Here is a 19591-nt window from a genome sequence, read left to right on the forward strand (position 1 = left end):
CTTCGTTACAGGGTTTTGAGATATTCGATCAGATCGTTGAGCTGGTTCTTGGTCATGTCGTTGGTGACCCCGTGGGTATCGTCGGGATTGAACCGGGTCCAAATCTCCTCCAGGGTCTCGGAGCGTCCGTCGTGGAGATAGGGGGCCGTTTCGTAGATGTTGTTGAGGTGGGGCACGTCGAAGGTGTCCTTGGTGTCCAGCTCGGAGATGACCCCCACGTTGGCGAGCTTGCGGTTGGTGTAGTAGGGCCCGGAATGACAGAAATCGCAGCGGTTCTCCTCGTGGATTTCAGCACCGTCGTTGGTGCGGGTGCGCTCGAACATCTTTTTCCCCCGGCGCTGGGCGTCGGAAAGCTCTTCGCCACGGAAGCGGTTGGGATTGCGCGGAATGGTGCAGATATAGTGTTCGAGGGCCTTCACCTGTTCCGGCGTGAAGGGGTCGATGCGGGTAAAAAAGACCGCCAGCCGGGGCCCGCACTGCCGGCTCAGGGTCGGGTTCTTTCCCGTCCATTTGAAGGGAGCCGTATCGAGGATGCCCCGCAGGGAGCGGTTGTCGACGGGGTTCAGGCCGAGGCCGTCCGGCTCGAGATCGTAGGTGATGCCGTCGATGCCACCGTCGGGGTGGCAGGAATGACAGGAGAACTGCTGCCCGAAAGTCACCTCGGCGCTGTGGAACACCCGCTCGCCGAAGCGTTGCTGGGTGATTTGCTCGGGGCCGCCCAGGCCGATCACGGCGATCCGCTCGTTGCGCTTCGCGTCGATCACCGAAACGGAGTCGTCCAGGGCGTCCGCCACGTAAACATAGCGGCCGTCGCGCGAAGCGGCGAGGCCCCGGGGACTGCGGCCCACGCCGATGCGCTTGAGGACGAACTGGCTCGAGACGCCGAGATGATTGGGCAGGACCTCCCTGCGCTCCTCTTCGGTGGCGCGGCCGAGAACCTCCTTCATGCGCCCAAGGTCGATCACCGCCACCGCGTCGATCCCCCCGCCGGAGACGTAGGCGAAATCCCCCGCCGGCGAGATGACCACGTCCGTGGGGTCGGCGAAGTAGTGCCCCGGCTCGTCGAGCAGCAGCTGGTCGACCCGCCCGTCCCGCCACAGAACCCCGATGCCGTTGGTGATGACCCCGCCCTGGATGACGCGGGTGATAGGGACGAGGTTCTTGGTGCGCAGCAGGGTCACCAGTCCGAACTCCCCGTCGGGGGCGAAGTCGATGCCCTGCACGAGGTTGGCGTCGGGGATGGAGATGCGCCGGGACACCCGGGCCTGCTCAGTCCCCACGACGGTGACCTCCGATCGGGAGGAGGCGCGGAACTCCACGAAATGGGAAAGGTTGTTGGTCACGAACACCGAGGCGCCGCCGGGAACGCGGCTCACTCCCCAGGTGCCCCGCCCGGCCGCCAGCCGCTTGGCTTCGCGGCCGCTCTGCAGATCGACCACAGAGACGTCTCCCGAGCCGGCGTTGGCCACGTAGAGGGTCTCGCCCGCCGCATCGGTGACGAGACCGTGGGGTTCGTCCCCGACGGCGATGGTTGCGATGACCTCCCAGGATCGGGCATCGACCACCGAGACGGAATCCGAACCGCGGTTGCTGACGAACACACGGTCCTCGTCGGGGGAGAGACAGACCCCGTTGGGCTGGTTCTGCAGGGGAATCTCGGCCACCAGGGTGCGGCTCCGGGTATCGACGACCGCCAGGCTGTCGGAGGCCTCGCAGGCGACGAAAAGAAGCCGGCCGTCCCGGGAAAGGGCCAGATCGACGGGTGTCTTGTATCGGGGGCCGGCAGCCCCGGCAGCTCCCGATTCGGGTTTTGCATGGGCGATGGAGCCGGGCATCCCCCCGTAGTCGAAGCTCTCCCCGTGATAGCCGCTGTGGCAGCCCTCGCATGTCCCGCGCTCCACCGCGCCCAGGACGACCGTTCCACCGGCCGCCGCGTGCGCGCCCCCCGGGCCGTGGCAGCTCTCGCACTGCACCCCGAGTTCAACCGCAACGGGAGCGGCAAAAGGATCGGCCGAACCGGCCGACCCGGTGGCATGACAGCGCAGGCATTGGGAAGCCCGGCGCGGATCGGCCGTCAGCCCGGCGTCTTTCGCGACGGCCCTGGCCCGGTCGGTGCCGAGGACGGCGTGGGCCTCGGCGTGGGCCGACAAACGCCATTTGCTGTAGGCGAATCCCGCGGCCTCCCCCCGGTGACACCCGCCGCAGACCCGGGCACCGACAAAACCGGACTCGGAATAGCCTGCGTCCGCCCCCCCCGCGGCGGCGGGAAGGGCCCCTCCCCTGCCCGGATGGGCGATCTTTTCAAGCGCCTCTTCGTAGACGAACTCCCTGACCTCCAGCACCGCCTGGTGGGAGCCCTTCGGGATGTGGCAGTCCAGGCAGAGGTCCTGTCCGCGCATCCGCAGGCCGGCCTGCATCGCCGCCTTTCGGTCGGCCATGACCCCGGCCTCTGCGTATTCGCTGCCGGGACCGTGGCAATGCTCGCAGCCGATTCCGTCCTCTGTGAAAAAGGTTGCATCGAGCTGCCAGGGCTCGGCGTCGGAGGCCGTCGCGTGGCATCCCAGGCAGACCGGGCTTTTGAAGGGATCCACGTCGATCCCGGACAGGCGCGCGATCTCCTTCGACTCGGGCATGGACAGGGCCGCGTAAGCCCGGGCGTGGGCGGAGCGATACCAGGGGTTGAACTGGTCGCGGTGATCCGAGTCGTGGCACCGGCGGCAAACGCCCTGCCCGACATAGACCGCATCCGCATCGGAGGCGGCCTGGGCCCGGACCTCCCCGCCGATGGGCAGGACCAGGCAGAGAACGCCCCAAAGGAACAGGCCCGGAAGAATCTTCGAAGATTGAAACATGGTGCACCCTTCCCTGGGATCAGTCGGAGGCAGGTTCGGTCACGGTCACTATCCGGTCGGCGGTCACATTTTCGAGAACCTGCACCCCTCCGTCGGGCCAGCGGATCTCGATTCGCTCCGCCTTGGCGGCGGCGCCGAGACCGAAATGAACCCGAAGGTCCCCCTGAGAGAGGTAGCCGGAACTGCTGCGCACGTCTGCGACCTGGGTCACGCCGCCGGCGGTGAGCCGAACCCGGGTGCCGAGGGCGTCCCGGTTGCTGCGCGTGCCCCTGGCGCGGATGGAAAGCCAGTGGCTGCGGTTGCCGCCGTCGTTGCGCAGCAGGCGGGGAGTGTCGTTGAGGTTCAGAACGAGGATGTCAAGGTCGCCGTCGTTGTCGATGTCCCCGATAGCCGAGCCCCGGCTGACCGACCTTTTTCGGGGGTCGAGCCCGGCGCGGCCGGAGACGTCCACAAAGCGGCGGCCGTCCCGGTTGAGCAGAAGCAGGTCTTCCTCCGGTTCGAGGAAACGGCTGTCACCGTTGGTAAGAAAGATGTCGAGGCGCCCGTCGCCGTCGAAATCGAAGAGATTCCCCTACCAGCTTGTGTACTGCCCGGCTGCGGCCGCGAGGCCCGTCTTGGCGCTCATCTCCTCGAAAAAACCGCGCCCGGTGTTGCGGTAAAGGCACCCGTAGCCCATGTCCGGCACCAGCAGGTCGATCAGGCCGTCTCGGTCGAAGTCGCCGAACTCGGGGCCCATGGCCGAGGTGGCTTCGCCGTTCTGCCCGAAACCGGTGCCGGTCAGGGGCGCGACGTTGCTGAAGGTGCCGTTGCCGTTGTTCCGGTACAGATAGTTCTCCATGGCGTCGTTGGCCACGAAGATGTCCGTGTCGCCGTCGTCGTCGAAATCGCTGGCGGCAACGCCCATGCCCCGGCCCCGGGGATTGAAAAGCCCCGCCGCCCGGGTCGTCTCCTCGAAGGTCCCGTCGCCCCGGTTGCGGTAGAGGGCGTCCGGCTGCCCCGGGTAGGACAGGGGGCCGGGAAAGGCGTCGCCGGCGTAAAACGAGCGGTACTTGGGGTCGAAATCGAGGTAGTTGGCGACAAAGAGATCGAGAAAGCCGTCCCGATCGTAGTCGAGAAAAGTGCAGCCCACGGACCACAGGTCACCGGCGACTCCGGCCTTCGCCGTGACGTCGGAGAAGGTGCCGTCGCCGTTGTTGCGATAGAGGACGTTGGGGCCGTAGTTGGTGACAAAGAGGTCGGCGTCGCCGTCGTTGTCATAGTCGGCGGCCAGGCAGGCCATCCCGTAGCCGTCATCGCCGACGCCGGCCTTCGCCGTGACGTCGGAGAAGGTGCCGTCGCCGTTGTTGCGATAGAGGGCGTTGCGAAGCCCGGAGGCCATCCGCCGCCCGCGCGGATGGTTGACCTCCTTGCGGTAGCTTCCGTTGACGAGGTAGATGTCGAGGCGCCCGTCGCCGTCGTAATCGAAGAAGGCGACGCCGGCTCCGGTCGACTCGACGATATTGCTCAGCGCCTGGTCGCCGATGGAGTGGACAAAAGTGATCCCGGCCTCCTCCGTGATATCCCGCAGAACCGGTAGCTCCGCCTGCCCGCTCCGCCCCTCGCCGGGCAGAACCAGCCCCAGAACCAGGAGCAGGCCCAGCGCTACACTCCCTGCCGTGGTCCTTCTCATCGTCCACCCCCTTGCCTGCTGTCGTAGAAGGCCCCCAGGTCGATCCATTCGACGAGGGTTCGCCACTCCCCTTCGGTCAGCCGGGAGGGGCCGTGATGCCCGTCGGCGCCGTCCCCCGCCCCCCGGGCACGAAGAAGGGGCCGAAGGAGCAGGCTCTGCCGGGCGCTGCCCGGGACCAGGTAGGGACTTCCCGGCCCGAGCAGGGCGTCGAAGTCGGAGTCGCCGCCGGTCAGGGCCGGCGCGGCGCCCTCCGGGCCGTGACAGGCGGCGCAGCGCTCGCGAAGGATCGGGGCGACTTGCCGGACATAGTCGACGCTGCGCCGTGCTTCGGGCGGGGGCGTCATGGGCACCTCGGGCTTGAGGATCGCCTGGGCAAGCCGGTTTGGCGGCACCCGCTCCCGGTCTTCGTGACAGCCGATGCAGAGGCGCGACTCCCCCGGCATCACCCAGGTCCAGGAGAGCTGGCCGGCCACGGCCATGCCCTGTTCATCCAGAAGCTGAAAAGCCAGGGGGGTCTCCGCCGGAACCCGGACATGAAAGGAGCCGTCCGGCTCCACCGGGGCGACGCCGAGAACCCGCCGGGGGGCGATCGCTCCGTCCCGAAGGTCTTCCTCGGTCCGGGCCATCGCCTCGACGATCCGCACCTCCTTGATCGAACCGGGAACCATCTCCTTCATGGCAAAGTGCTCGCTGATATAGACGTTCAGGCAATAAAAGACCCCGGTGTCCGGAAACCGGAAACCGACGATGGACGAACGCCCCCTCACCTCTGGGCGGGGGGCGAGAACCTGCGCATCGACGCAGTGGCGCATCGGTTCGGAATAGAGTGCCCGGAGCCGCCCTCCCGTCTCCGGGTCGATCTCCCAGAGTGCGAAGACGTCGTCCTTGCCGCTCCGGTAGGAGGCCAGCAGGCGGCCGTCGGGCATCGGACAGGGGCTGTGGAAAAAGCCGCCGACTTCGGAGGCGAGCAGACGTCGTGAATGAAGGGGCCGTAGCCGGGAGACAAAGGCGAGGTCGCCCCCCCCGAGGGGGGCCGAAGTGCGCGACTCGACATAGTAAACCCGCTCTCCGGTCGGGGCGACCCGCGCCGTCGTCATGTGCAGGGCCCGGCCCGTCTCCCCGGCAAAGAGCATGAGGTCGGTCCCGTCCATGTTGACGGCCATTAGCCCCAGCTCTCCCCGGGTTCCGAGGCGGGAGGCGTCGGGACGCCAGCTGCTGAAGACGAGGCGGCCGTTGGGCAGAACGTCCTGATCGAAACTTGGGTCGATGTTGAAGGTGATTCTCCGCGAAGAGCTTCCGTCCAGATTGCAGGTGTAAAGGGCGACCTGAGGAGCGACGGCGGCCGACGCTCCCTTTTCGATGCCGACATAGGCGATCTGAGGGGTCGGGGCCGCGTCGTTCAGGTGAAAGAGAGAACCGATGTAAAGGGGGGAGACCGCATCGGCCTGTCCCCGGGTGAGCTGGACGGGATTGGAGCCGTCGGCCTCCATGCGCCAGACCTGCCAGGGGTCCCCTGCCTTGCGCTTGCCGGCGAACAGGATGTGGCGGCCGTCGAAGGAGACAGCCGGGTCGCGGGCCGAGAGAAAATCGCGAGACAGGAGGGTCGATCGCCCGGTGGGGTCGGCCGACCCGATGCGAACGATCTGGCAGCCGTCGACATACCGAACTGCGAAGGGGGAGTCATCCGGCCGGGCCGACGGAGCTTCTGCGCCTGTCGGCATCCTGACCATAACCAGATCCGGTTCGCTTCCCGGTGCGGCGCTTGCCGCCGCCGCAAAGCAACAGGACAGGGCCAGCAAAAAGACCAGCAGCCGGAGAAGGAACAGGAGCGGCCGCAAAGGGGGCCAGTCCGGGGATCCTCTCCGATTCATGACAAGTAAACTGTCCATAAGCCGTTGATACACCGTCTCTCCATATCCATGCCGTGGGCCGGGCGAACGATCTGCCGGACCGGAAGAATCGAAATCTCAGAGGGAATAACTACCATAAATGCAATTATTCATACAATGTTTTATAAGGCCGGCGTCCCGGTCTGCCCCGAGGTCGCAGCCAGGCCCCGGCGCCGGGACGACAAGTCGCCATGGGAGAGGGAACGGTCTGGCGGGCGGAAGGCCGGGCAAGGGAAATGGCGGCGTGGAGACGAGACCGCCCCTGCTTCGAGTGGCAGAGGCGACGAGGGGGAGCGCTACCCGGTGGAACGGACCCTTATACCGGGAACCGGAGCGTGAAGGTGCTCCCCTGCCCCGGGAGGCTCTGCACCTCTATGCGGCCGTCGTGGTCGGAGACGATATTATGGGTGATGGCCAGCCCCAGACCGGTCCCCTCGCCCTTGCAGGTGAAAAAGGGCTCAAAGAGCAGGGGGATGCGCTCCGGCGGAATGCCCTCCCCCGTGTCGCGTACGGTCACCAGGGCCCAGCCGCCCTCGAGGCGGGTGGAGACAGACAGGGTCCCTCCGCCGGACATCGCCTCCAGGGCGTTGGTAAACAGATTGAGAAAAGCCTGCTTGAGCTTGCCTGCGTCAAGGGGGAAGGGAGGCACGGCGTCGTCCAGGTCGACATCGAGCTTCACTCCCCCGTTCTGGCACAGCTTCTTGACCAGAAAAAGAGTGTCCTCCAGCACCTGCCTCACGTCCCCCGGCTCCAGACTGGTCTGGGACTGGGAGGCGAAATTCAGCAATTCCCCGACCAGCCCCTCGAGACGTTCCATCTCTCCGAGGGCTCTGCGGATCAGGGCCTGATCGCCGGGGTTGCTGAGCAGGCGGTCATGGAGTTCGTCCAGCAGGAGGCTGATCCCGGTCAGGGGGTTGCGGACCTCGTGGGCGATCCCCGCAGAGAGCCGCCCGAGGGAGGCAAGGCGGTCCATGCGCTCCATCTGCCGTCGAAGCTGGACCCGCTCTGTGAGATCCTCCACGGTCAGGATGTGCCCCCCCTCCTCGCCCGTAGACAGGGGCAGCAGCGCGAGCCGGAAGACGAGCTGTCCGGCATTGCGCTGGAGGTCGACGTAACGGCTCCAGCGGCCCCGCTTCCTCTCCCCCTGCCCCTCCAGTGCCTCGAGAATCTCCGGCCAGGAGCGGAGCAACTCGGCGAAAGGAGCGACCCCGGGATGCGCTTCGAGCCCCAGGATGCGGCAGGCCGGTTCGTTGACCGAGGTGACCATGCCTTCGGGGTCGAGGGTCAGGATGCCCGTCTCGATATTTTCGACGATGGTCTCCTTGAAATTGCGCTCCATGAGGATGTCGCGCCTCGAGGTGCGCAAGTCGCGGAGGGTCTTGAGCAGCTTCTTGCGCCGCAGGTTCAGCTCCTGGGCCATGGCGTTGAAGGACTGAGCCAGGTCGCCCACCTCGTCGTGGGAGGTCACCTCCACCTGGGCGGCGAACTTCCCCCTCGCCATCTCCTTGGTGCCCGCGATCAACTGGGAGAGGGGCCCGGCGATGCTGCGAGCCAGAAGGTAAGCGGCGATGAAGACCATCAGCCCCGTCACCGTGATCAGGGTCCAGGTCTGGCTGACAAAACGGGTGAATTCCCGGCGGATCAGGGAGGAGGCCTGGTGGGCGGGCTTGTGGAACTGCCGAAGCTCGGCCCCGATGGTAATCCCCCCGAAGATGCCGCGCTTCCCGTAGTCCCCCCCGGCATAGCGGATCGGCGCATAGGCCATGATCTTTTTCGATCCACCCACGTTGGTGACGTCGACGACACCCGATTGACCGCCGAGGACCGCCTCGGCCGCGACCGGGTAGTTGGCATGGATGAAATCGGCATAAAAGAGGTTATATGGAATGGCCCCCCTTTCCACCGCTTCGGGAGCCGACTCGGCGGTATAGGGGGGGACCAGCCGCCCCCGGCGGTCGAGCCCGCGGATGTCCCAGAATTTAGGGTGGGTGATGATCCAGCCCTCGTCGTCGAACATGAAAGCGTAGTTGCCGCTGTCGTAGGAGGGAAAGACCACATAGCGCTCATCGGTGAGGGCGATGTGCTGGGTGAACTCCATGAGGTGCCGGTGATCCAGGGACAGAACGACGACCCCCCGCAGTTCCCCGGAGGGCGCGCGAACCGGCATGGCGAAATGGACCACCCCGCGATAGTGCTCGCCCTCGACCGCCTCCTCGGGGGTCGAGGCCCCCTGCAGCTGGGCTTCCTTGCTGACATGCCAGCCGGTGACGCGGGAAAGGTAGCTCCGCCCCGGCGGCAGATCGCGGGCCTGCAGGAAGTAGGTTTCAGGCAGGTAGGTGGTATTCGCCGGATCCGAGACGTCCCGCAGCTCACCCAGGGCCCTGTCGCCCTCGATCCGCAGGCGTTCCCGCCCTTCCGGACCGACAAAGGCCAGTTCGGAATAAAGGGGCACCGATTCGCGGATTTCCACCGGGGCCGCGTTGGTTCCGCCGCGGTACCAGATGACCTTGCGGTGGTTGCGGCTGAACTGAAGATAATCCTCGGCACGGGGGGGCAGAAGTGCGAGGTCTCGCAGGTCGGCCTCGACGGAACGGAGGAAATCCGCCACATCCCGGGCCACCATCTGGGCACGAAGCTCAAGCCCCTCGGCCACCTGTGTGTCGAGGGCGTCGGTCGCGCTTCCCAGCAGTTGGGTCTCAACCGCCCGCAGACTATGGTGGGAATTGAGGGCCAGAAGAATCAGGGGGATGAGAGAGAGGGCCCAAAAGGCCAAAAGGACCTTTTTATGCAGATTTACCCGAAACATGGGGCGATTATAGCAGGAAGGCAGGAGACCGGGAAAGCCCCGACAGGAGAAAGAGACCTGCGAGCGTCAGACGGCAAAGAATCAGAGGGGGCGCCGGGAAGGGCGGAAACACTGCCGGCAGTCGACCGCCAGGGGGAGCAGGCGTCGGTGCTTGTCCAGAGCCTCGTCGAGGGACGCCCCATCGTTGATGATGACATCTTCGGTGGCGAAAAAGGTCTTGGCCACGTGGGAGCCATCGGGGCGGGAGAAGACCAGGATCTCATAGTCCTCCCCATCGAGGGAGAGATTGCTTTGGTGAACCAGGGTTTCAGATTCCATGGCGAGCCTGCCGAGAATAGGGGCAAATCAAGTTGCCTGTTCGTCGATCTAGCAGCAAATTCCGCGCCAACCCCGTAGCCGCCCCCCTGAACACGGTAGTTTTCCCATAAAACAGGCTCCAAACGAAAATCGCCCCCTCTACCATTTCGGCACAGGGGGCGATTTAACGAATCCTGATTATGTCAAATGACAGGGCAGGCGATCACATGCGCCGGCTGACCACGAAATCGGCCACCTCGCAGAGAGCCTCTCTGGCCGGCGACGGGGGAAAGGCCTCGAGGCGCGCCTTTGCCCGTTCCACGAGGGCCCCGGCGCGGGCCCGGGTGTGGCCGATGCCGTCATGCCGACCGATCAGGGAGAGCACGAACTCGAGGTCGTCTGCGCTGATCTCCTCCTTTTCCACGATGGATGCAACCTGTTCGCGATCCTCGCCCGAGCAGTGACGCAGGGCTTCTATCAGGGGCAGAGTCATCTTGCCCTCGGCGAGATCCTGCCCCCGGGCCTTGCCGAACTCCGATTCCTCGGCCACGTAATCGAGCGCGTCGTCCATGAACTGAAAGGCGATCCCCAGGTCCATGCCGAAATCGCTCAGGGCCTGTTCCTGCGCGCTGGAGACCTTGCCCAGAATGCCCCCGCACTGGCAGGCGGCGGCAAGCAGGACCGCGGTCTTGTTGCGAACCACGGTGATATAGCGGTCCTCGTCCATATCCAGGTAGCAGGTACTGATCAACTGCAGCACCTCACCCTCGGCCATGTTGGTGGTCGCCTCGGAAAGAACCTTCAGAACTCCGAGGTCCCCCCCCTTGACCATGATGGCGAACGATTTGGCGAAGAGAAAATCCCCGACCAGGACCGAGGCTTCATTCCCCCAGACCGCATTGGCCGAATCGTTGCCGCGGCGCATCACAGCGCTGTCCACCACATCGTCGTGAAGCAGGGTCGCGGTGTGGATGAACTCCACCACGCTGGCGAGGCCGATATGATACTGCCCCGAATATCCGGAGAGCCGGGCGCAGAGGAGCAGCAGCATCGGCCGGATCCGCTTGCCCCCGCTGGCGAGAACATACTCCCCCACCTTGCGGATCAGGAGAACTTCCGAGTCCAGATCCTTCTTGAACTGGGCCTCCACCTTGATCAGGTCGTCTTGCAGTAATTCGAGGGCTTTATCCATGGGCGGGAAAATCCTTTAGAGGTAAAATCCCGCTTATCCTAAAGAATCGCTCGGACACTTGTCAAAAGGTTTTTGCGACGGGCGTTTCAAAAGCGATATCGCCGATATATTTAATTGACGACAATTTGATGGAGCGTAAAAACACGACCGCCTTCATCATGTTTTAATTATTGACATTTCCAGGTTGCCTGAAAAAACTTTTCCCATACCGCCCGGCCGCAGATGCAGATGAATGCAACAGGAGGAATCATGAACCGAACGCCCTACAGCACCGCCAACCTCAGGAGCTTCGTCAACGGGAGCACCCTGCGGGAACTGGTCGCCGACCTGGGGGGAATGTGAAAAAGTAACGATCAGGGGGACGATTCGGGGAGCGGGGGTTTCACCGGCACGAAGCGCTGTTTCTTTTGTACCCAACTGTAGCTTCCGGCATCCCAGATGCTCTCCAGCAGCTTCCAGTCGAGATGGACCCCCTTCATTTCGTCCACGGTATCGGAGGCCTGCAGCATTTCACTGTCATCGACCACGCTGTCGCCGTTCAAATCGGCCCAAAGGTAGGGGGCGGTGCGAAGGAGACTCATGCCCTCCACCTGTGCAGGCGCGCTGCTGCCATTGGGATTGGCCACCACCTCTCCCCGGAACTCGGCATCCAGGTCAAGTTCGGCCCCGGAGGAGACTTTCAGAAGATAGACGATAAGGGGCCTCTCCTCGCCAGGCTTGACGATCCAACGCACAGTGCCCGCCTCGTTGTCCAGGCTGGAAGCCGGGGGGGTGGCTTCGATCAGCTTCCACCCCGCGGGGAAGTGCTCCCGAAGGATGAACCCCTTGACCTGGTCTTCGGTCTCCAGCCGGACACGCACGGGAATCAGGCTGCCCGGGGCCGCGTATTGAGGCAAAAAGCGCTCGGCCAGGACCCCGGCCTGGGGAACCTCCCCCTTCCGGAAGAAGAGTGCCCCCGCCGCCAGAACGAGCAGGAGTGCGCCGAGGCCAAAAACCTGCCAGGGGGAAAAGGGAAACCTCGCCTTTTCCTTGGGCCGGGGCGCCTCGGCGGCGGTCTCCTCGGGTTCCCTGCGCAGGATATTTTCAACAGAGGCCTCCAGGGCCTCGGCAAGGCGGATGGCGTTTTCTCTTTTGACCGAAGGGTAGCGATTGTTCTCCCAGCGGGAAATCGTATCAGTGGTCACTCCGACCACCTTCGCCACATAGAGTTGGGTCAGCTTTTTCGCCTCGCGTTGCCGACGGATCTCGGCGCCGTCGAGGCAGACTGTGGGAGGAAGTTCAGGCTCCATGAATCGGGTCTCCAGGTAAAATTCGCCAGAGTCTAACAGACATCCCACAATGGTGTAAACAGCAAAAGCCACCCCGGATCGACGCTGAAAAGACCCGACACGGGCCATTGTATTTCATTGAATTCTTTACCATTCACCCCGACATCGGGTGGCATTGGACCTGATATCTGATGCAGAGCGAGCCAGGTTCGATTAGAGTCTACCCAAGCATGGCGGACCCATCCGCCCCAGATCCCTTTTTAGAAGGAGGAGAAAAAGATGAAGCGTTTTATCACCATCCTGATGGTCGTGGCCTTCGTGGCCGCCGGTTCCCTGGCCGCTTTCGCCACCGACCCCCCCGCCGAAGTCAAGTACGAGACCAAGATGGGGACCATCACCTTCGATCACACCGTCCACCAGGGCAAAGTGGCCGACTGCACCGCCTGCCACCACAACGGTGTTGACAAGGGCTCCTGCAAGAGCTGCCACGGTGTGGACGCTGCCGCTCCCAAGGCCAAAGACGCCTTCCACAAGCAGTGCAAAGGCTGCCATAAGAAAGAAGGCGGCCCCACCGGGTGCAAAGGTTGCCACGTGAAGTAAACAGGACCGAACTAGTCCTGGCAAGACCCGAGGGGGCCGCACTTGCGGCCCCCTTTTTTTTGTCGCAAATCGAGCGTATAAGGGCAGGCCGGATGACCCTCCGGTGACGATGGAGGTCGGTAAGGGCCGCCTCTCTCGCGGAGAACCACCCTCTCTGCCCAGCGCCGCTCGGCCTCCCGCGGCCCCTCCGGCAGATCGGGGTAGTCACCTCTGCCGGGTCGGCCGACGTGGTACTCGAAGCTTCCCAAAACTTTTCCCGAGCCGGAATGAACGACCTCGAAAAGCAGAGGCACATGCGGTTCAATCCCGGGATGAAGGGCGTCGACCAGCGGCCACGCCTTGAACCGGACCCCCCCGACGGACTCTCCCTCCACCCCCGTGGCCGCAAGGGGCACCCGATGTTCGTTGCAGAGCAGGGCCAAAGGGTGCCCCTCCGCGCAGCGCAGACGCGCCTGAAGCCTCTCGCAAGAGGAATCGACCGGGCGCGACGCTGCCCCGCTGTGGGCCGCAGGGCCCAGCACCGGCCAAGGCTCAAGGGCCTGTCGCAGTTCCAGTTCGGCTTCCGGCAGGCTCATGGTGCCGCAGTGCGGAAAACGGAAATCGAGAAAAGGCTGCAGCCATTCATCCTGATAGGGATAACCCGCCTGCCGGAGATCCTTCGCCACCCGGGCCAGGTCGGCGGCTATGAAATGAGGAAGGGCGAAGCGGTCGTGAAGGGCCGTTCCCCACCTCACCAAGGGGCCCTGGAAGGGCTGACTCAAGAACCAGGCTAACAGAGAGCGAACCAGCAGTGCCAATGCGAGGCTCATGCGGGGGTGGGGGGGCATCTCCAGGCAGCGCAACTCAAGGAGCCCGAGCCGACCTGCCGGGTTGTCCGCCGGAAACAGTTTGTCGATGCAGAATTCGGCCCGGTGGCTGTTGCCGGTCAGGTCCACCAGAATGTGGCGAAACACCCGATCCAGTCCCTCGGGCGAAAGGTCATCTCCTCTTTCCAATTGCAAAAATGCCAGTTCCAGTTCGTAGAGGCTTTCGTGACGCGCCTCGTCCACCCTCGGGGTCTGACTGGTCGGTCCCACGAAGAGACCCGAAAACCCGTAGGAGAGGCCGGGGTGGTTCTGCCAGTAAGACAGGAAACTTCGGAGCAGATCCGGGCGACGGGAAAAGGGGCTCTCCAGGGCCGTTCCGCCGCCAAGGGTCAGATGGCTGCCCCCTCCGGTGCCGACGATGCGACCGTCCCTCTGAAACTTGAAGGCGTCGAGATGGCAGGCCTCGGCCTCCCGATAAACGACCTGCACCATCTCCCTAATTTCAACCCAGGACCTTGCCGGAGGAAGGTTGACCTCCAGAACCCCGGGGTCAGGCACCAGCCCGAGCCTGCTCAGGGCTGGATCGATCGGGGGAGGATATCCCCCGAGCCGGACCGGAGAATCCAGTTCCCCGGCGGTCTGCTCCACTGCCTCTACAAGGTGGAGAAAGCCTTCCAGGGTTCCGACCGGCGGGAGAAAGACCTCCAACGCCCCCTCCAGCGCCTCCACGGCCAGGGCGACGCGAATGGTGCCTGGCTCCCCCTCAACATACCCGCCCTCTTCTCGGAGGCCGGGTGCGGGAACCGGCGAACCCTCCCCCGCTTCACTCAGGAGGCCGTCGGCCTCCGGCCACTCCATGTCAGCCAGGGGCAGGCGCAGGCCGAGTGGGGCATCGCCGGGCCGGGCCAGCAAGGGCCCCGGAGGCAAAGCCCAGGAGCAACTCGCCCAGCGGCGGCCGCCGCCGCTGTCGACCCGCAGCAGGGGCAGCACGAACCCCGCCGAAACCGGTAGCACTCCCTGTCGCTCAGGGCCCTGGAAAATCTCCAGGATACGGGCCGGATTAACCGCCAGGTTCTCCGCCAGTCTCCGGATTAACCCCCTGCCCTCCCCCGGGCCGATCGACCTTGTATCCCCTTCGGGGGAAAGGAGGTCCGGCCTTCGCCACACCGGCACTCCGTCCTGCCGCCAGTAATAACCGAGGGCCCAGCGCGGCCAAGCCTCCCCAGGATACCATTTTCCCACCCCGTAGTGCAGGAGGCCGCCGGGGGGCAACCGCTCCTTCAGGCGCAGCAGACGCCGCTCGGCCTTGCCCCTCTTTCCCTCCCCCAAAGCGTCGGTCCGCCACTCGGCGGCCTCCGGCCGCTCCCGGCAGACGAAAGTCGGCTCCCCCCCCATGGTCAAGCCCGCCTTCAGGGCCGCAAGGCGCCGATCTACGGCCTCTCCTAGGGCATCGATGGTCCGCCACTGCTTCTCGGTGTAAGGATGGGTTATCACCTTCATGATCGGGAGTGCCCCTTCAGTGGTCCGGGCTGCCATTTATGGCTCCACGGCTAGCTCGATCCGGTACTCCATCCGGGCTTCTGAACCGTTTCCCCGAATGGTTCCGCTGACCGGCGAAGCCTCAAGGGGCTCGTGGCTGGCAGTGAGGGCGAGATGGCCTTCGGCCACCGCCATGCCGTGGGTGGGATCAAAGCCTCGCCACCCCCCGCCAGGCAGAAAGACTTCTGCCCAGGCGTGCATGGGACGCTCCCGGCTGTCGGCATCTCCCTGCTGGTAACCGCTGACAAAGCGGGCCGCGAGGCCCTGGCAGCGGCAGGCGGCGATGAACAGGACGGCCAGGTCCCGGCAGGATCCCTGCCGCAGGGCCAGGGTTTTCTCCGGAGGATGAGGAGGACCCTCGTGGCGCAACACGACCCGGAAACTCTCATAGATCCGCCCGGCGAGACCGACCAGAAACGGAAGCGTCCCCCCGCCCGCCTCACGGCACACGGCCCGGGCGAAGTCTGCGACCTCGGGAGTCCCTCCCCCGCCCTCCAGGCATCCGGAGAGTGATTTCCGCAGAGCGGGGGGATAGGATGCCGGCAGGGAGGCAACCGCTGGGTCGGCGAGAAGGAAATCGAAGGGATTGGTGCAGAGCGTCTGCGCCTCGAACCGGGTCCGGATCTCCAGGCTTTCGGTCAGTCCCTCGAACCAGGCCTGGGCCAGGGGGCTGCCCTCCGGGCCGAGCCCCTGGACCAGACCAACCGGCCGGGGCAGGAGCTCCATATCAAAATGCAATAGGCGCTGAAGGGGGTCTTCACGCGGCCGCAGGCGAACGATGTGCGGTTCGAGGAAGACCGGCCTGCTGTAAAGATAGCGGGTGACATGATGGACCCGAAAACGCATCGGAGTCCCTCAATCTCCACGGGGACAGAAATCCCGCGGGGAAATGTTGTTTTCGGCCGTGCTGAGCTTCGACATGGCCCGTTCTATCCATTCGCTGGGTAATTCCTGGATCGACAGGCGCAGGCGCTCCATCCACCAGGTGGAGATCTCCTCCAATTCCTCTTTTTCGAAGCGGTGTTCCACGATCCGAAACGTGTCTCTTAGATAGAGGACCACATCGACGGGGAAGTCGACGTCGGAAGCGCTGATGCGGGTCGAATCGAAGGCCAGCATCCCGACCGTGAGGGCGAAGTTGAGAGGGTCCTCGTGGTGCAGGGTGCGGTCGAGGACCGGCTTGCCGTACCCCGAAGCGCCGACGATCTGGTAGGGGGTTCCCCGGCCGATCTCCACCCAGTTCCCAGGGGGATAGAGCAAAAAGAGCTTGGGCTCCTGGTCTGCCGACATCTGCCCCCCGACGAGACTGTGAATATTGAATGAGAGGCCGGCCTCGGCCAGGTGTTTCTTGTCCTCCCGGGCGACTTTGCGGATCTGTTCGGCCAGGGAGTTGACGGCCTTGTAAAGCCGGTCAAAAGGCTCTTCCCGCTCGGCCAGCACCTCTTCGAAATAGACCAGCGCCTTATCGCGGGCCGAGCGCAGGCCGGAGGTCATGAGGAACATGGCGTTGTTCCCCTGTTGAAAAATCGAAATCTTCTTGGCCGTGATGGTTTCGTGCCCCGAAATGATCCGGGTATCGGCGATCCCCACCAGCCCGTCCCTCTGACGCATGCCCAGACAGAATGTCATGGCAGCTACTCCTCGATGTTGGAGTTGAAGCCTTCCGCAGCAGGCGGAAGGCCGAAAAATGTATCCTCGACGGCCGCACCGACATGGTTGAGTCGCTCCTGGGTCGCTTCGAGAAACTCGTGCAGCCCCCCGGACAGGACCTCCTCCGTTCGGGTGTAGTCGAATTCGGCCAGCAAGCGCCCCAGGGCCTGTTCCGCCCGGTTGCCGAAAGAACCGCGGGGCGAACCGGTAATTTTGTGCAGCGACGTCTCGGCCATGGCCAGGCAGAAATGGATAGCCCGGGGGAAGGTGTTGTCGAGGACCAGAAACTCGACGATGCGCTCCGGGCTGATGCGCCCGAAGCGCTGGCGGTACATTTCGAAGGCGCTGGCCGATCGCAGCAGTGCCGCCCAAAGAATGTTGTCGAGGGAGGTCCCGACGTAATCGACCGAGGGCAGCAGGACGTAATACTTGACGTCGAGGATGCGGGAGGTCTTGTCGGCACGTTCCAGCATGCGGCCCAAGCGGCCGAAGTGCCAGCCCTCTCCGTGGGACATGGTCGATTCGGTGACCCCCACGAAGAGATGGCTGTCGGTCATGACCTGGTCCAGAAATGCGTGGGACAGATCGAGGGCCTGACCGGCCGGATCGGCCTCCTTGACGGCGAGGTAGAAGGTGTTGACCTGCTGCCACATCTCGGAACTGAGGTACTCCCTGATGGAGCGGGCATTCTCCCTGGCCGCCCGCAGGCAGGAGAGGATGGAGTTGGGGTTGCCCTCGTCGAAGGTGAGGAACCGGATGACATTCTCCCGGGTCGGCTCGCCGTAGCACCTGGAGAATAGCTCCTCGTCCCCGGTGGTGGTGACAAGGGGCTTCCACTGCTCCTCCTCCCCCAGGGGCAGGTCGAGAATCATCTGAAAATTGGCATCGATGAATCGGGCCACGTTTTCGGCCCGCTCGACGTAGCGATTGAGCCAGTAGATGGAATTGGCCACCCGGCTCAGCATCCCGACCCCGCCTTTCCTCCCGGCTCCAGCGCTTCCCCCGTGGGGGTGTCGTGATCGGCATGGACCACCCAGGTGTCTTTGCTGCCCCCTCCCTGCGAGGAATTGACCACCAGGGAGCCCTTCTTCAGGGCGACCCTCGACAATCCCCCGGGCAGAACGTAGATCTCCTCCCCGTACAGGATATAGGGCCGCAAATCGACATGGCGCCCTTCGAAGTGCTCGTCAACCAGGACCGGCATCCGGGACAGGGACAGGGTGGGTTGGGCGATATAGTCGCGGGGAGCGCTGCGGATGCGATCGGCGAACTCGGCCCGCTCTTGCGCACTGGAATGGGGGCCGATGAGCATGCCGTAGCCCCCCGATTCGTTGACGGCCTTGACGACCAGCTGATCGAGGTGGCCCAGAACGTGGTCCAACTCTTCCTTGACCCAGCAGCTGAAAGTCGGCACGTTGGGCAGAATCGGATCCTCCCCCAGGTAGTATCGGATGATGCGCGGCACATAAGGATAGACCGCCTTGTCGTCGGCGACCCCCGTCCCTGGAGCGTTGGCCAGGGCCACCTGCCCCGCCCGGTAAGCATCCATCAGGCCGGGGACCCCGAGCAGAGAGTCCGACCGGAAAGCGCGGGGGTCGATGAAATCGTCGTCGAGCCGACGGTACAGGACATCGACCTGCTCGACCCCCCGAGTCGTTCGCATCATGACCCGCCCCTCGGCCACCAGCAGGTCCCTCCCCTCCACCAGTTGCACCCCCATCTGCTGGGCCAGAAAAGAATGTTCGAAGTAGGCCGAATTGTGGGACCCCGGCGTCCAGAGAGCGGCCACCGGCTCCCGCCTTCCCCGGGGGGCGAGAAACTGGAGCATGTCGAGCAGGCGGCTGGGGAAATCGACCACCGGATTGACCCGGCAGGCCTCGAAAACCCTTGGGAAGGTCTGCTTCATGACCATCCGGTTCTCGAGGACGTAGGAGACGCCGGAGGGGCAGCGCAGATTGTCCTCCAGCACGTAAAACTGACCGTCCCGGTCGCGGACCAGGTCGATCCCGCTGATATGGCACCAGATCCCCTGCGGCGGATCCAGGCCCGCGCAGGCGGGGCGAAACCCGCGGGCGCTGCGGATCAGTTCTTCGGGCACCACCTTGTACCGAACGATCTTCTGCTGATGGTATACGTCGTCGACAAAGAGGTTGAGGGCCCGAACCCGCTGACGCAGGCCCCGCTCCAGGGTTTCCCACTCCTTGTCCTGAATGATGCGGGGAACGATGTCGAAGGGGAAAATCCGCTCCGTTCCGGCGTCATCCCCGTAGACGTTGAAGGTAATGCCGAGATTCATAAGGGCGCGCTCGGCCGCCCTCTGCCGGCGCACCAGATCGTCCCCCGGCAGCGATTCGATGATTTTCACCACCGGCTCACTCCCGGGCCGGGGACGGCCCTGGCCGTCGAACATCTCGTCAAAAAACCCCTCGGTATCGTAACCGGAAAAGTCCATCCCTGGCCCCCGCAATTCAGGTAGTAATTTTAATTGAACCGGATGATCGATAAATGTCAAACCACGCCGCCCCCCCTCCCTTCAGCCCGGTTCGAAAAAGATCCCATGCCTTCTGGCCTGTCGCTCCCTCCCTCACCAGATCGAGGCCATCGCCCACCGTCTCGACGGTCGGTCAAAAGAGGCGTTCCTCGCTCCAGATCAATGAAATTTGACCAACCAAATCGGGGTTGCATCGATTTCTGATTTTGGCTATCATCCGCGCCATGTACCCTTGGTCCCGCAAACTGACCAAGGATTTTGCCCCGTGATGACCCCTCCTTTCGCGGGGCGTTTTTTTATCTTTCCGCCCCCTCCGCGAACATCCCCGTCCTTTCCGCCCGGTTGCCAAGCCCTCCTGCCCTGCTAGGGTTAAGCGAATAAGACCATGGATTGTGCCGGCCCGGCCGCCGGGGTGCCACGGGCAGGGAAGGGACCGCTTTCCAGGCAGACCACCTCACCTACATCTCGGCGCTGGAGGGAGCTTTGTCCTCCCCGGTCTCCGCCCGCGTGACGGAATCGAAGCCGGAGGACA

At 64.3% G+C, this 19591-nt stretch carries 14 protein-coding genes and 1 pseudogene; 1 reads left to right on the plus strand and 14 read right to left on the minus strand.

Translation table 11 applies throughout. From position 1 onward, the window contains the following. Positions 1-5: 5 nt before the first annotated feature. The 9 genes and pseudogenes from C0617_RS13655 to C0617_RS13695 all read right to left on the minus strand — a co-directional run bounded on the left by C0617_RS13655 (position 6) and on the right by C0617_RS13695 (position 11994). Entirely contained in the window at positions 6-2852 is a 2847-nt protein-coding gene (locus C0617_RS13655) for a multiheme c-type cytochrome (protein ID WP_291317593.1), read from the minus strand. A gap of 19 nt (positions 2853-2871) precedes the next feature. Continuing rightward, a complete protein-coding gene (locus C0617_RS13660; RefSeq protein ID WP_291317618.1) occupies positions 2872-3231 on the minus strand; it encodes an ASPIC/UnbV domain-containing protein in 360 nt (119 codons plus the stop codon). Further along, positions 3211-3399, minus strand: a pseudogene (locus C0617_RS13665) (CRTAC1 family protein); the annotation flags it as partial. The gene C0617_RS13660 and the pseudogene C0617_RS13665, both read right to left, overlap by 21 nt. Before the next feature lie 24 nt (positions 3400-3423). After that, on the minus strand, positions 3424-4521 hold the full coding sequence (locus C0617_RS13670) for a VCBS repeat-containing protein (protein ID WP_291317594.1): 1098 nt from the start codon (positions 4519-4521) through the stop codon (positions 3424-3426). Further along, positions 4518-6392, minus strand: a complete 1875-nt coding sequence (locus C0617_RS13675; protein WP_291317595.1) for a hypothetical protein — start codon at positions 6390-6392, stop codon at positions 4518-4520. Before C0617_RS13675 ends, C0617_RS13670 begins: the two co-directional genes overlap by 4 nt. Before the next feature lie 334 nt (positions 6393-6726). Further along, positions 6727-9183 (minus strand): ATP-binding protein, encoded by a 2457-nt coding sequence (locus C0617_RS13680; protein WP_291317596.1) that lies wholly within the window; start codon positions 9181-9183, stop codon positions 6727-6729. A gap of 114 nt (positions 9184-9297) precedes the next feature. Then, on the minus strand, positions 9298-9534 hold the full coding sequence (locus C0617_RS13685) for a hypothetical protein (protein ID WP_291317597.1): 237 nt from the start codon (positions 9532-9534) through the stop codon (positions 9298-9300). Between the two features lie 202 nt (positions 9535-9736). Then, the gene (locus tag C0617_RS13690) at positions 9737-10705 is read right to left on the minus strand and encodes a polyprenyl synthetase family protein (protein ID WP_291317598.1); all 969 of its coding nucleotides are present in this window, start codon (positions 10703-10705) and stop codon (positions 9737-9739) included. A 353-nt stretch (positions 10706-11058) separates the two neighbouring features. Beyond that, the gene (locus C0617_RS13695) at positions 11059-11994 is read right to left on the minus strand and encodes a helix-turn-helix transcriptional regulator (protein WP_291317599.1); all 936 of its coding nucleotides are present in this window, start codon (positions 11992-11994) and stop codon (positions 11059-11061) included. 258 nt (positions 11995-12252) lie between these two features. Between C0617_RS13695 and C0617_RS13700 the strand changes: the two genes are divergently transcribed. Next, positions 12253-12573: a cytochrome c3 family protein gene (locus C0617_RS13700; protein WP_291317600.1), complete on the plus strand. Its 321-nt coding sequence runs from the start codon at positions 12253-12255 to the stop codon at positions 12571-12573. Between the two features lie 11 nt (positions 12574-12584). Here the strand turns inward: C0617_RS13700 and C0617_RS13705 are convergent, their stop codons facing one another. The 5 genes from C0617_RS13705 to C0617_RS13725 are packed head-to-tail and all read right to left on the minus strand — an operon-like array spanning position 12585 to position 19020. Then, positions 12585-14879 (minus strand): transglutaminase family protein, encoded by a 2295-nt coding sequence (locus C0617_RS13705; protein ID WP_291317601.1) that lies wholly within the window; start codon positions 14877-14879, stop codon positions 12585-12587. 36 nt (positions 14880-14915) lie between these two features. Beyond that, positions 14916-15764 (minus strand): transglutaminase family protein, encoded by an 849-nt coding sequence (locus tag C0617_RS13710; protein ID WP_291317602.1) that lies wholly within the window; start codon positions 15762-15764, stop codon positions 14916-14918. Positions 15765-15773: 9 nt separating this feature from the next. After that, positions 15774-16547, minus strand: a complete 774-nt coding sequence (locus tag C0617_RS13715) for a hypothetical protein (RefSeq protein WP_291317603.1) — start codon at positions 16545-16547, stop codon at positions 15774-15776. A gap of 5 nt (positions 16548-16552) precedes the next feature. Next, the gene (locus tag C0617_RS13720) at positions 16553-17533 is read right to left on the minus strand and encodes an alpha-E domain-containing protein (RefSeq protein WP_291317604.1); all 981 of its coding nucleotides are present in this window, start codon (positions 17531-17533) and stop codon (positions 16553-16555) included. Then, entirely contained in the window at positions 17527-19020 is a 1494-nt protein-coding gene (locus C0617_RS13725; RefSeq protein WP_291317605.1) for a circularly permuted type 2 ATP-grasp protein, read from the minus strand. The genes C0617_RS13720 and C0617_RS13725 overlap by 7 nt, the downstream gene beginning before the upstream one ends. Between the last annotated feature and the right edge of the window lie 571 nt (positions 19021-19591).

The organism is Desulfuromonas sp., from assembly GCF_002868845.1.
In the GTDB taxonomy this organism is placed as follows: domain Bacteria; phylum Desulfobacterota; class Desulfuromonadia; order Desulfuromonadales; family BM501; genus BM501.

Bases quoted from the DNA above. Each gene is read 5' to 3' on its own strand.
- C0617_RS13690 (WP_291317598.1), bottom strand. From the start codon at position 10,705: ATGGATAAAGCCCTCGAATTACTGCAAGACGACCTGATCAAGGTGGAG.
- C0617_RS13670 (WP_291317594.1), bottom strand. From the start codon at position 4,521: ATGAGAAGGACCACGGCAGGGAGTGTAGCGCTGGGCCTGCTCCTGGTT.
- C0617_RS13655 (WP_291317593.1), bottom strand. From the start codon at position 2,852: ATGTTTCAATCTTCGAAGATTCTTCCGGGCCTGTTCCTTTGGGGCGTT.
- C0617_RS13675 (WP_291317595.1), bottom strand. From the start codon at position 6,392: ATGAATCGGAGAGGATCCCCGGACTGGCCCCCTTTGCGGCCGCTCCTG.
- C0617_RS13725 (WP_291317605.1), bottom strand. From the start codon at position 19,020: ATGGACTTTTCCGGTTACGATACCGAGGGGTTTTTTGACGAGATGTTC.
- C0617_RS13705 (WP_291317601.1), bottom strand. From the start codon at position 14,879: ATGAAGGTGATAACCCATCCTTACACCGAGAAGCAGTGGCGGACCATC.
- C0617_RS13715 (WP_291317603.1), bottom strand. From the start codon at position 16,547: ATGACATTCTGTCTGGGCATGCGTCAGAGGGACGGGCTGGTGGGGATC.
- C0617_RS13700 (WP_291317600.1), top strand. From the start codon at position 12,253: ATGAAGCGTTTTATCACCATCCTGATGGTCGTGGCCTTCGTGGCCGCC.
- C0617_RS13710 (WP_291317602.1), bottom strand. From the start codon at position 15,764: ATGCGTTTTCGGGTCCATCATGTCACCCGCTATCTTTACAGCAGGCCG.
- C0617_RS13685 (WP_291317597.1), bottom strand. From the start codon at position 9,534: ATGGAATCTGAAACCCTGGTTCACCAAAGCAATCTCTCCCTCGATGGG.
- C0617_RS13720 (WP_291317604.1), bottom strand. From the start codon at position 17,533: ATGCTGAGCCGGGTGGCCAATTCCATCTACTGGCTCAATCGCTACGTC.
- C0617_RS13695 (WP_291317599.1), bottom strand. From the start codon at position 11,994: ATGGAGCCTGAACTTCCTCCCACAGTCTGCCTCGACGGCGCCGAGATC.